This window comes from Blautia sp. HCN-1074 (assembly GCF_037890165.1).
GTDB lineage: Bacteria > Bacillota > Clostridia > Lachnospirales > Lachnospiraceae > Blautia_A.
In genome coordinates this window covers 41,109-53,781 of the sequence record NZ_JBBKBP010000021.1, presented here as the reverse complement: position 1 = coordinate 53,781, position 12,673 = coordinate 41,109, and the positions used below count along the sequence as shown (strand labels likewise).

The following is a 12,673-nucleotide window of genomic DNA, read 5'->3' as shown; positions in this document are numbered from 1 at the left end:
TGTTATAATCTTATCACAGGAATATCCTTCCTGATATTACCCCTAAGATTACACCTCTGCTGTTCCTCAGTAAGTTACTGTTATTTCGTTCTCAACAACTGTTGCTGTTCACTCCGTTCTCAGTAACACGCTACGCGGGATATTACAAGTGAACAGTAACCAATAACTCACCTTTGTTACTGATATCTATTATATAATTGCATTCCTGAAATTACTTGTGTTATAATAGCAAAAAATAGTACAATATTCACCTTTTCTGTTTTAAGTTCAAAATTTCTGTAAATTTTAAAGAGGAGGCAATTTATTTTGCATGATTTAGACCATAACGAAGATCGTCCAAGAGGCACTTATGAGTTTCCATTTGAATTTCATCATATTGACCACACACATCCAAGATATGTCATGTCCTACCACTGGCACGTAGAATATGAAATTATTCGCATTCTGAAAGGCTCTATCACCGTCACTTTAGACGAAAAAAGTTTTACTGCATCAGAAAATGATGTTATTTTTGTACATAGCGGGATTCTTCATTCCGGAATTCCTCATGATTGTGTTTATCAGTGCATTGTTTTTGATATCAATACATTTCTGAAAAATAATCCTGTATGCGGAGAATATATTCAGAAGATCCTTCACCAGGAAATGATGCTTTTTCCATATTTCACAGCAGAACATCCTAAGATCCTTGATTGTATTTCCATCTTATTTCAGGCTGTATATGAAAAAAAGCCAGGATATGAGCTGACTGTATTTGGACAATTTTACCACTTTTTTGGTTTGATTTTTAGCAATCATTACTTTATTGAAAATCCCCAGAAAACACGCAGGGATTATAAGCGCATTTTGCAGTTAAAACAGGTTCTTGAATTTATTGAGAAAAACTATACCAATTCTATCACTCTTCAGGAACTGTCAGCCTCTGTCTCCATGTCCCCAAAATATTTCTGCAGATTTTTCTCGGAAATGACCCATCAGACTCCTATGGATTATCTTAACAGACAAAGAATTGAAGAAGCATGCTATCAGTTGACCACCACTGACGATTCAATTACTGAAATTGCTTACAGGAATGGTTTTAATGATCTCAGCTATTTCATCCGTACTTTCAAAAAATACAAAGGCATTACTCCCGGAAAATATAAACGAAGATAACACAAAAGATCAGAGCAGTGTTTCCCTGAACTGTTCTGATCTTTTTTCATTTCTTTTTTGTTTTTATTCTGTTTACTATTGATACGATTTTAACTGGATTTCTCCGCTTACATCAGTTCATTCAAAACAGCCTGTCCATACTCTGCCAGACTGTGATCTTCTTTGCCTGTACCGCCGCTGATCCCCAGACCGCCAATAATAGTGTCACCAGATTTCAGCGGAATACCTCCACCGAAAATAACAATCCTGCCCCCATCCAGTTTGTCAACTCCATAAAAAGTTTCCCCTGGCTGTGCAAGCTTTGACAGTTCCATAGTGGACATCTTAACAGCAACAGCAGTGTATGCTTTCTTCATTGCCACATCAAAGCTGACAATGAAAGCCCCATCCATAACATGGACTGCTACCGGATTTCCTTCCGGATTGCAGACAGCGATCACTGCATGCTGTCCCCTGCGCAGTGCCTCCTGCTCCAGCTTCTCTATCAGTTTCTTTGCTGTATTTAATGTAATTCTGCTCTGTATTCCCATACGTTTAAGAACCTCCTGAATAACTGCCTCATTGATGTCTGCTGCTTTTTGCACAGCATCTGCAGTATTATCAGGCTGCTCTGCTGTAGATACAGCTTCACTTCCTGTATTTTCTGCGCTTAAAGTCTGAACTCTGTCTCCTGTCTGTTCTGCATGCACAGATCCTGACTCATTCTCTGTATATCTGGCAAGAATATACAGATAGTCCGAAAGACGGTTTAGAAATTTTTTACTCTCATTATCTGCTCCGAATTTTACACTGACCTGCGCCAGACAACGCTCTGCTCTTCTGGCAACAGCACGGGTGATCTCAATCTCCGCTGCCAGGCGATTCTTTCCTGTAAGCTTCTCCGGAACCGGCTGTGCACAAAGTGCCTCCATCCTGTCTGTCTCAGTTTCCAGAAATGCTGTTTCTTTCTCACTGATCCTGCTGTTCCTGTCGTAGGGATTGCTGACTCCCGCTGCGATCAGATTCAGGTTATTCTGTATATTTTCCAATAATGAGATCACTTCTGCCTGAGAAAGCATACTTCTCACAAGATCAATATGGCTGTTCAACTCATCAATAGTACCCAGCAACCGGATACGATCATCGGACTTGGAAATATTACTGGTATGAGCCATATCTGTAATTCCTCTGTCTCCCCGTTTTGTATAAATACTCATATACACTCCACTCCTGTATCTGGTATCAGCGGCAGTCCGCATCTGCCTGTAGTCAGGAAAAAAGGTCTGGTTTATTTCAGGCCAGACCCACTTCCCTTAGAATGACCATAATTTTGTATAAATCTTTACAATATCTTCTTTTGTAGGAACTCTTGGATTGTTCACAGTACAGGCATCTGCAAGTGCTGCCTCTGCCATCTTGTCAATTGCTGCGAAATACTCTTCCGGTGCAATCGTTCCAAGTTCCTGTATCGTCAGAGGAATATTCATTTCTTTCTGCATAAACTGAATCCAGTTCACCAGAGAACGCACTGTCATTACCTTATTGTAATTACTCAGGCCAAGAATATGCGCAATATTTGCATATCTCTTTACGGCCGGAAGATATTCTTTCTGACTCTTACTGTGTTTATTAATATCAGCATTAAATTCTACGATATGCGGAAGAAGCATCGCATTTGCTCTTCCATGCGGAATATGGAACATTGCTCCCAGCTGATGTGCCATACTGTGGGTGATTCCCAGTCCGGCAGTGTTAAATGATAACCCAGCCAGACAGGAAGCTACATGCATCTTATTACGAGCATGCATATCACTGCCGTCCAGATATGCTCTCAACAAAAATACGCCGCAGATTTCTATCGCCTTCTCTGCAAGTGCTGAAGAAAATTCATTATGTGCTGTACTTACATAAGATTCCAGCGCATGTGTGAATACATCCATGCCTGTATCCGCTGTAATAGATGGCGGAACACTCTTTACAAGCTCTGCATCCAGAATTGCTTCATCTGCAGTCAGACTGTCTGAAATCAACGGATACTTCACATGTGCCGCTGTATCATTTACCACTGCAAAAGAAGTCACCTCTGATCCTGTACCACTTGTAGTCGGGATTGCGATCAGGCCTACTTTTCCATAATTGTTGATCTTTAATGCAAATTCTCTGATTGCTTTGGAGGAATCGATCGCAGAACCTCCGCCAACTGCGACAACAGCCTCCGGCTGATACTCAAGAAATTTCTTTACCCCTACTGCAATCTTATCTACAGGGGCATCCGGCACAACATCATGGAAAATGTCATACTCAATACCAGCACTGTTTAAAGGAGTAGTGATCAAATCAATCATCCCACTCTGTACAACAAATGGATCTGTAATGATCAGAACCCTTTTATACGGGATCTGTTTTAATCTTTCCAGCGCATTATCACCAAAATGTATCGCTGTTTTCATCTCGAAAGTATTCATTATTTAATACTCCTTTTTTCCGTATCAGACAGGATACTTGCACTCTACTCCTTTTTCTTCGAAGTACGCTCTCCAGCGTTCTGCAGGTTTCTTATCTGTCACCACAACGTCTATATCTTTCACACTGCCGCAGACAGAAAATGCTGTCTGATCAAATTTAGAACTGTCAATAACCAGAATTCTTTTTCGTCCGGAATTCAGCATTGCTCTCTTTGTGGAACCAAATGCTTCCTGAGATTCCATAATGCCCCACTCCCGATCCAGTGCCTTGCATGAGATAAAGACTTTGTCTACATAATAAGAGCGTATGGACTCATCTGTTTTAGATCCAAGAAAAGCAAGATACCCTTCCTGCATGACCCCTCCTGTGGAAATAATATTCCAGCCGGATACATCAGCCAATTCCAACAATATCTCCAGGGAATTGGTAATCACAGTAAGCCTTTCTCTTTCCTTCAAAGCCTTTGCAATAAACACTGCAGTAGTACTGGCATCAAGAAAAATATGGTCACCGTCCTTCACAAGGGAAGCAGCCAGTTCTGCCATTCTCTGCTTTCCTGTTACATTCTGATTCTTGCGGACATTAAAAGGCAAATCGATACTCACATCCTCATTAATCACAGCACCGCCATAGCTTTTAATTGCAAGTCCCTCTTTTTCCAGTTTATCAAGATCACGGCGTATCGTCTCTTCAGAAACCTTATACAGCTGGCTCAGTTCACTTACCACCACCCGCTTCTCTATCTGCAGTTTCTCAAGAATCTGATTTCTTCTCTCTAACGCAAGCATCTTTTTTGCCTCCTTTTTTCGAAGACTCTGTAACTGTCCGGCATCATCTGTCAGCATAAGCACCGAACAGTCTCAGGAATTTTTATAATAAGCTGTCTATCATTCTTCTGTCAGGATGTGCGATAACTGAAGAATCCAGATACATTCCCTTTGAAGCAACAAACTCTTTTGCTCTCTCTATGGATGCTTCTACTGCTGAAACTTCTCCTGTGATCATCATATAAGATTTTCCACACATACCTTTTGCAATACGAAGTTCGATCAGATCTACGATCGCAGTCTTCGCTGCCTGATCTGCTGCCTCAATAATGGAAGCCGCATCATATGTTTCAAGAATTCCCAGCGCACTGATATCTTCCACCTGTGTGGTTCCATAAATTGCAGGGAAAATTGACTCATGAGGATTACCCAGTACAAAACTGTCAATACATTTATCCTCATATGTAGTTGTTGCCGTATCAACGGCTGCTTTTACAGCACTTAAGTCACCGGTAATAATTGCAATATATTTACCAGGACATACGGTCTGTGCCTCGACGATCTCTACCTCAGATGTTTTTACCATAGCATCTGCTGCAGTAACGCCTGTAGCTGTGGTTTTAAATTCAATCATTCCGATTGCTTTACTCATTTTGTGCACGTCCTTTCTACTTTACTGCAATGATAATATAACTATCTGTGACTTCTGTGACTTTACCGCTGACAGAAGCATGGATTCCAACGCTCAGTCCCTGTGCAGGCTGTGCGATCATCTGTCCTCTGCTTACCTGATCACCAGCTTTGACAACTGCCTGCGCAGGTGCTCCGATATGCTGGCTCAGCAATACTTTTACTTTATTAACCTGTACAAGTTCTTCTTTCAGAGGTGCATCCTTATCATACTTTGTAAGTCCCAGACGTGCCATCAGACGTTCTTCCGGAACCTTACGGTATTCTCTGGATTCCTGTACCGGTTTTGGCTGTACTCCCTGAGGCGGGCGGATGCCTGCTTTTCTCAGTCCACCCTTCATATCTGCCAGAAGAGTTCTTGGTGCAAGACTCTGAGGACATGCATACATTTCACACACACCACAGGAGCTGCAGAAAGAAGCATCAATATATGGGTTCACATCTCTGAAATCATTGTTTGACGCAGCCCGCATAAATCTTGCAGGGTCGATCGGATGTCCCAGATTATGTCGCGGACATAAATCTGTACATGTATTACACTGGCAGCAGATAGATGCTGCACGTTTTAAATCTATAGCAGAAGTACGCTGTTTCTTCGCTACAATAAGATGGTCTTTTGGTAAAACCAGAATAGCATTTGTTGTCTTTGTCACAGGATCTGATCCATTTCCAATACGGCCCATCATCGGACCACCTACGAAATAAACAGGATCCTTCACTGTTGTGCTGCCTGCCTGAGCTACAACTTCCTCCAGGGTGCATCCCAGCGGAACCCGTACTGTAACAGGATCACTTACTTCTGCAACAACAGACACATATTTGTCTGTAACCGGCTGTTTTTCTTCTACAGCACGATATACATTATAAACTGTTTCGACATTAAATACAGCCACACCCTGCTCGATCGGCAGTCCTCCCGGTCTTACAACACGTCCTGTTGCCTCATAAATAAGCACAACTTCATCTCCCATAGGATAAACTTCATCCAGAAGATGGAGTCTCATTCCAGGAAATTCTTCAATATGCTGATTTAATGCCTGTATTGTCTGTACATAAGATTTCTTGATTCCAATAATTGCCTCAGAAGCACCTACAGTCTCCTGGATCATATGGAATGTTTTCATAATTTCATATGCATGTTTCTCCAATAACTGTCTGTGTAACTTCAGCAATGGTTCACACTCTGCACAGTTCATAAGAATGGTATCAGCTTTATCTGTAAGCTTCATATAAGTAGGGAATCCGGCTCCACCGGCACCCACTACACCATTCTGCTGTATAATATCTTGTAATTCTTTGATTTCCATGGCGTTACTCCAATCCTGCACCGTCATCGATGATACCAACAATTGCCGCATCCACCGGTGCTGTTTCTACGCCGCAGCCAATTCTTGCTGCGCTTCCCTGTGCCACCAATACATATTCACCAACTCCGGCTCCAATCATATCGATCGCCACCAGCTGGCTGAGGTCACCTTTCATATGATGCACAGGCTCGATAATCATAAATTTGCTTCCTATCAGTTTTTCACATTTTCGCGTGGATACCACGCTTCCCACAACTTTGCCTACGATCATATGAGCCTCCAAATTATTTCTTATAATGACTTTTGGGGGCAAAAGATTCTGCCCCCAAATTAATATTCAAGGGTTTCCGGCCAAAGCCTTATCGTGCAGGCACGAACGGCTTTCTGACCTTTGGCCCTCCGATATTGTTATTTAATAATTGTTACTGTATTGCCTGTGGCAATTTTTGCTGCATTCGCTTCATCTGTATCAATGTGCATTTCCAGTGTAAAACTGTCATCCACACGGATCTTAACCTGATTAAAAATTGTTCCTCTTTCGTTATCTGCTTTTACTGATACGATCTGACCATCTTTAACACCTGCAGCCTGTGCATCTTTCGGAGACATGTGTATATGGCGCATTGCCACGATACATCCCTCTTTCAGATAAATAGCACCTTTTGGTCCTACAATTGCTATCGGTGCACTTCCTGCAACATCTCCTGATTCACGGACCGGAACATTCATTCCAAGTTTGATGGCATCTGTAGCAGATACTTCAACCTGTGAAGCTTTACGTACAGGTCCAAGGATTCTTACATTCTCAATGGCACGAAGTTTCAGTCCCACAATGGTAACTGTCTCATTAGAAGCAAACTGACCGCCCATCAGATCTTTTTTCTTTGTAAGCTGATATCCAGGTCCGAATAATGCTTCTACATGTTCCTGTGTCAGGTGAATGTGTCTTGCAGAAACTCCGATAGGAACTACGAAACCATCGCCTTTTTTCTCATTCTTATCGATTGCCTGAAGAACCATTCTGGTAATCAGTTCAATATTATTTGTTTCCAAGAATACACCTGCTTTCTGTCAGAAATGACGGATCTATTATTTTAATACAGGCAGGATTTTCTCTACATCTGTATGTGGTCTCGGAATTACGTGTGTAGCTACTAATTCACCAAGTCTGGATGCAGCTGCGCTTCCGCTTTCTACTGCTGATTTAACAGCTCCAACGTCTCCGCGAACCATAACTGTTACAAGTCCGGATCCGATTTTCTCTGTTCCTACTAATGCTACGTTAGCTGCTTTACACATCTGGTCTGCTGCTTCGATAGCTGCTGTAAGTCCTCTGGTTTCTACCATTCCTAATGCTTCCTGTGTCATTCTTTTTTCCTCCTTATGAGATGATGTTTCTGTTATCTTTTCTATCTGGGATTCTGTTTTATCTGTTGCCTTAGCCGCTGTACCCGGTTTCTGAACTTTTTCTTCTTTTTTCACAGAAGCTTTTGCTCTTCCTGCCGTACTCCTGGTCTTTTTGCGAGCGGCCGCTTTTCCAGGGGCTGTATCACCTGTTCCCGGTTTCTTTTCTTCAGCCATCATTCATCCCCCTGCATATCCTTGTTCTTCCAACGACTTGCACTCAGTTCCACCATTTTGACTGTTTCTTCATGGGGACGGGCAATCACTGCATAACTTGCCGGTTTCTTGATTGCACCTGCCACAGCTGCATTTACTGCCTCTGTTACTGCAGATACATCGCCCTCAACTATAATAGTAACCAGTCGTCCGCCCAGCTTACGTTCCCATGACGCCAGCTCAACGTCTGCAGTTTTGCACATGATGTCCAGAGCATCGATTGCTGCAACAACACCTGTGATTTCTATAAATCCGTATGATTTACTCATGAGCGAACTCCTTTATTTCTTAATCTGCTGGTCAGATGCTTGGAAGGATTTTCTCTACGTCTGTATGAGGTCTCGGGATTACATGTGTAGCTACTAATTCACCAAGTCTGGAAGCAGCTGCACTTCCGCTTTCTACTGCTGCCTTAACAGCTCCAACATCTCCGCGAACCATAACTGTTACAAGTCCGGATCCGATCTTCTCTGTTCCTACTAATGCGACTTCAGCTGCCTTTGTCATTGCATCTGCAGCTTCGATCGCTGCTGTAAGTCCTCTGGTTTCTACCATTCCTAATGCTTCCTGTGCCATTTTATCTTCCTCCTGAATCTACACTAATTGTCTGTTTCTATTCTAACTGATACCCGAAGGATATGCAACTGCTATTCCTTATCCAGGGCACTGATTTTCAGCATTTTTGCCGTTCCCTCTTCCGGGTTCGGAATTACATAGTGCTGTACCACACCAGTCATTCTGTTTGCAACTTCCATGCCTGCTTCCACAGCTGCTGTAACATCAGTTACACTTCCTCTGAATTTAATGCAGACAAGGAGCGGTACCGGCAGGCTGTCAGCATTGGCTGGTTTATTCTTATCAAAAACCTCCATGCGGACATTTGCCGCCTTACATCCGGCATCGCCTGCTACAAAGGCTGTTACCAGCCCGAATACCTCTAAAATTCCTACAGCTTCTGCCATTTTGTTTCTCCTCTATTGCCAGGTCTGTTATTTATTCACAACCGCAATCTTAAGTCCTGTCATTGCCAGATTAGTCTGAAGAGCTTCATTGATCTGCTCTAACGGGAATTTATCTGTGATCAGTTCAGACATTGGAAGGCCGATTGCTTTTGCTCTCTTAAGGAAATCAAATGTTGTTACATAATCTCTGAGTGTGTAAACCCAGGAACCAACCAGGTTGATTTCTTTAGAGCAGAGGTCAAAGTGTGGATTGATAGTAGCATCTCCACCATTGATGAAGAAGCCAAGTTCACAGAGACCACCGCCATTGCGGATAAATTTGTAGATATTTGCATGAGCTTTCGGATTTCCTGTACACTGGAATGCAAAGTCTGCAAGATGTCCACCCTGTGCTTCCTTTACAGCTTCTGTCAGTTCATCGATACCTTTGCAGTTCATGAAGTTAACGCTTGTATCAGCTCCCATTTTCTTGGCAAACTCAAGACGTTTTTCATTTCCGTCTACTGCGCAGATATTCTCAATACCCAGAGTACGAAGTACTGCGATACAGATCAGACCGATAGGTCCGCAGCCCTGAACTACAACTCTGCTGTTGAAACGCAGGATTCCTGTTGTTTTAGCTCTCTCTACTGCATGTACAAGTACTGCACATGGCTCGATAAGGATTCTTGAATCCAGATCCAGATCGCTTACATTAAAGAATGTTGTTCCGAAGTTTCCACCTCTTAAGAAGATGTAATCAGAGAACCATCCGTTAAGATGTACATCATCATCCGGAAGAAGACCATATACATCAGCTCCGCCTACATTTTTCTTGTTCAGGTCGAACATTGTGATATCAGGATCATCTTTGAAGATCATACAGGTAACGACTTTATCGCCAACCTTTACAGGTTTTCCTGCTGTATCCACTTTAACGTTTTTACCCATTGCCACGATCTCACCTGTACCTTCATGTCCAAGTGCTACAGGGATCAGGTTAAATGGATCTCTCTTGAATTCATGTGCATCTGTACCGCACACACCGCATCCTTCAACTTTAACAAGAATGTCATCATCTCCAAGTGGAGGGATTGGATATTCTTTCAGTTCAAAATGCTCTTTTTCAGTTAATACAGCTACTCTGGCTGTCTTCGGGATTCCAGTTGATGCTGCCGGTGCTGCTGTTGCTGCCGGTGCGTTTCCTGTCATGCCGGAGAGAACCTGTTTCACGATTTCTTCTATATTTACATTATTCATGTCCATGTTCTTTCTCCCTTACTTTTCTGATACCAGGGCCAAAAGAGCAAATGCTTTCTGACCCTGACATTCTGTTTTTAGCGAATGCAGAGACTGTCTGCCATTACGCAGCGTCTTCTCTTGGTAAATGTACTTGCGCATGTAAGACCTTCACCTGTGCGGCTTGCGATCGTAAATGTACAATAACCTTCACCGCCAAATCCTAATGCTGCATAAGATGGAGCATTCTTTACAAGGATTGCTGTATCGATTGCTTTCGCATATTTTGTGATATTATCAATATTCTTTGAATGAATATGTGCTGAATGACGATTGCCATGCTCTAACCATACTGCCTGCTCTACTGCATCATCGAAATCTCTCGCTCTTACAACACCAAGGATTGGCATCATAAGCTCTGTAGTGATCAGAGGATGTTCCTTTGGTCCCTCAAACACGATGCAGCGGATATTTGCAGGTGCATTTACTCCGATCATGGAAAGGAGTGTTCTTGCATCACGTCCAACACATTTACGGTTCAGTTTTCCGCCTGCCAGAACTACTTCTGTAAGTTTATCCTGTTCTTCTTTAGATGCAAGATAACAGTCATTCTCAGTTACAAGATAATGCATCAGCTCATCTACGATAGAAGAAACTGCTACGATTTCTTTCTCTGCGATACATGGAAGATTGTTATCAAATGTACATCCGTTTACAATGTCTGTTGCCGCTTTACGAATGTCAGCTGTTTCATCAACAAGTGCCGGAGGATTTCCTGCACCTGCACCAATGCCACGTTTGCCTGAAGAAAGAACTGCAGTTACAACTCCAGGTCCGCCGGTTGCTGCAATAAGCGGGATGTCTTTATGTTTCATCATTACATTGCTGGTTTCAAGAGTAGGTTTCTCTACGGTAACCGCAATATTATCCGGTCCGCCGGACTCTAATGATGCTTCATTCAGAAGATTGATCGCATAAATGGAAGTCTTGATTGCTGCCGGATGAGGATTAAATACAACTGTATTTCCTCCTGCAAGCATTCCCATTGTATTACATAAAATTGTTTCACTTGGATTAGTACATGGAGTAATAGCACCGATCACACCGAAAGGTCCCATTTCAATAAGAGTTAATCCTCTGTCTCCTGACCATGCAGTTGTTGTAATAACTTCTGTTCCTGGTGTCTTATCAGCTACGAGATGATGTTTGAGAATCTTATCTCCTACATTTCCCATACCGGTCTCTTCCACACCCATGCGTGCCATTACTTCTGCATTTTCTTTTATTTTCTTACGAATGCAGGTAATAATTTTTTCTCTCTGATCCATGGACATTTTCTTTACAATAAGCTGTGATTTCTTGGCAGCTTCAATTGCATCATTCATTTCTTTAAAAATGCCATGTTTGCCAGTCGGAGCGTCTGCTATCTGCATTTTTGCCATAACTTCCTGTACAATTTCCTGTACCATATTCTCATTAATTGGCATGAGACTGTCCTCCTTGATTATCTATGCTCTTATTTCATTCCTAACTGAGCCATTACCTGTTTTGTAATCTCAGCAACTAACTGTGCATCAGATGCAGCATTATTCTCTGCCGGTTTGGAATCGCCACCAACGAAATCATACTGATATCCAGGGAATTTCTTGAATTCTCCGTCCTGACATGCTCCACCGCAGTTATGGCAGTTCTTGCCGTCTTTGTTCAGGCAGAGGTTTGCCGGATGTTTACCAGCCATACCGAATTTACGACGAATTTCATAAAGTTTCTCAATGTTCTTCTCATCAAATTCCTTAGGTCCGCCAAGAACTTTTGACTGATACAGAAGCTGTGCGTAGAACTCTACAGATTCCATTTTCATGTAAGCTGCATTTAAGTCTGTGCTCCATGTCAGTGCTCCGTGATTTTCAAGAAGAACTGCATCGAAATATGGAAGATATTTCTCAAGGTTGTCCGGGATCTCCATTGTAGATGGTGTACCATATTCAGCGATCGGAACGCATCCAAGAGAGATAACAGCTTCCGGCATGATCGGCTGTGTCAGCGGAATACCTGCAATTGCAAAAGATGTTGCATAAATCGGATGAGCATGTACAACAGAACCAACATCCGGTCTCTTCTCATAAACTCTCATGTGCATTTTGATTTCAGAAGATGGTTTGAATCCCGGATTTGCCTGGATCACATTTCCTTCTCTGTCTACTTTACAGATAAAGTCCGGTGTCATGAAACCTTTGGATACACCTGTAGGTGTGCAAAGGAATTCATTGTCATTCAGTTTTACAGAGATGTTTCCATCATTTGCAGCTACCATGTTACGGTTGTAAATTCTTCTTCCGATGTCACAGATCTGTTTTTTGATTTCGTATTCGTTTACCATGCTTTTTTTCCTCCTTAAGGCATTTGTTTGGTTGGCATTTCTATTTGAAATTATACATCATCAGTCATAAAAAGTCAATACGATTCCGTTGTTTTATGTTGTTTTTATATTTTATTTTATGTTGTTTTT

Annotated in this window: 15 protein-coding genes; 1 reads left to right on the top strand and 14 read right to left on the bottom strand. The window is 42.2% G+C overall.

All coding sequences use genetic code 11. The features are described from left to right. Nucleotides 1-306: 306 nt before the first annotated feature. On the top strand, nucleotides 307-1,155 hold the full coding sequence (locus WKT11_RS15440; protein ID WP_118246989.1) for an AraC family transcriptional regulator: 849 nt from the start codon (nucleotides 307-309) through the stop codon (nucleotides 1,153-1,155). 107 nt (nucleotides 1,156-1,262) lie between these two features. Here WKT11_RS15440 and WKT11_RS15435 read toward each other — a convergent pair whose 3' ends face one another. From WKT11_RS15435 to WKT11_RS15370, 14 genes are all read right to left on the bottom strand, one after another. After that, complete coding sequence (locus WKT11_RS15435; RefSeq protein ID WP_118246990.1) at nucleotides 1,263-2,351, bottom strand: cob(I)yrinic acid a,c-diamide adenosyltransferase; 1,089 nt, start codon at nucleotides 2,349-2,351, stop codon at nucleotides 1,263-1,265. Between the two features lie 96 nt (nucleotides 2,352-2,447). Beyond that, on the bottom strand, nucleotides 2,448-3,599 hold the full coding sequence (locus tag WKT11_RS15430) for a 1-propanol dehydrogenase PduQ (protein WP_117674449.1): 1,152 nt from the start codon (nucleotides 3,597-3,599) through the stop codon (nucleotides 2,448-2,450). A gap of 24 nt (nucleotides 3,600-3,623) precedes the next feature. Continuing rightward, a complete protein-coding gene (locus tag WKT11_RS15425; protein ID WP_117674488.1) occupies nucleotides 3,624-4,388 on the bottom strand; it encodes a DeoR/GlpR family DNA-binding transcription regulator in 765 nt (254 codons plus the stop codon). 82 nt (nucleotides 4,389-4,470) lie between these two features. Beyond that, nucleotides 4,471-5,019 carry a BMC domain-containing protein gene (locus WKT11_RS15420; protein ID WP_117674448.1) on the bottom strand — a complete coding sequence of 183 codons (549 nt, stop codon included), beginning with the start codon at nucleotides 5,017-5,019 and terminating at the stop codon, nucleotides 4,471-4,473. Nucleotides 5,020-5,035: 16 nt separating this feature from the next. Beyond that, on the bottom strand, nucleotides 5,036-6,364 hold the full coding sequence (locus WKT11_RS15415; protein ID WP_117674447.1) for a 4Fe-4S dicluster domain-containing protein: 1,329 nt from the start codon (nucleotides 6,362-6,364) through the stop codon (nucleotides 5,036-5,038). A 4-nt stretch (nucleotides 6,365-6,368) separates the two neighbouring features. After that, a complete protein-coding gene (locus WKT11_RS15410; protein ID WP_026648404.1) occupies nucleotides 6,369-6,635 on the bottom strand; it encodes a EutN/CcmL family microcompartment protein in 267 nt (88 codons plus the stop codon). Nucleotides 6,636-6,772: 137 nt separating this feature from the next. Continuing rightward, nucleotides 6,773-7,384, bottom strand: a complete 612-nt coding sequence (pduL, locus tag WKT11_RS15405) for a phosphate propanoyltransferase (RefSeq protein WP_445291951.1) — start codon at nucleotides 7,382-7,384, stop codon at nucleotides 6,773-6,775. A gap of 69 nt (nucleotides 7,385-7,453) precedes the next feature. After that, nucleotides 7,454-7,732 carry a BMC domain-containing protein gene (locus tag WKT11_RS15400; protein ID WP_005427721.1) on the bottom strand — a complete coding sequence of 93 codons (279 nt, stop codon included), beginning with the start codon at nucleotides 7,730-7,732 and terminating at the stop codon, nucleotides 7,454-7,456. 212 nt (nucleotides 7,733-7,944) lie between these two features. Then, the gene (locus WKT11_RS15395; RefSeq protein WP_117674445.1) at nucleotides 7,945-8,253 is read right to left on the bottom strand and encodes a BMC domain-containing protein; all 309 of its coding nucleotides are present in this window, start codon (nucleotides 8,251-8,253) and stop codon (nucleotides 7,945-7,947) included. 31 nt (nucleotides 8,254-8,284) lie between these two features. Further along, entirely contained in the window at nucleotides 8,285-8,560 is a 276-nt protein-coding gene (locus tag WKT11_RS15390) for a BMC domain-containing protein (RefSeq protein ID WP_008705581.1), read from the bottom strand. 71 nt (nucleotides 8,561-8,631) lie between these two features. Further along, nucleotides 8,632-8,946 (bottom strand): BMC domain-containing protein, encoded by a 315-nt coding sequence (locus WKT11_RS15385; protein ID WP_117674444.1) that lies wholly within the window; start codon nucleotides 8,944-8,946, stop codon nucleotides 8,632-8,634. A 27-nt stretch (nucleotides 8,947-8,973) separates the two neighbouring features. Next, nucleotides 8,974-10,191, bottom strand: a complete 1,218-nt coding sequence (locus tag WKT11_RS15380; protein WP_117674443.1) for a zinc-binding dehydrogenase — start codon at nucleotides 10,189-10,191, stop codon at nucleotides 8,974-8,976. A gap of 71 nt (nucleotides 10,192-10,262) precedes the next feature. Further along, a complete protein-coding gene (locus tag WKT11_RS15375) occupies nucleotides 10,263-11,651 on the bottom strand; it encodes an aldehyde dehydrogenase family protein (RefSeq protein ID WP_008705584.1) in 1,389 nt (462 codons plus the stop codon). A gap of 29 nt (nucleotides 11,652-11,680) precedes the next feature. Continuing rightward, nucleotides 11,681-12,544 carry a class II aldolase/adducin family protein gene (locus tag WKT11_RS15370; RefSeq protein WP_117674442.1) on the bottom strand — a complete coding sequence of 288 codons (864 nt, stop codon included), beginning with the start codon at nucleotides 12,542-12,544 and terminating at the stop codon, nucleotides 11,681-11,683. Nucleotides 12,545-12,673: the final 129 nt, after the last annotated feature.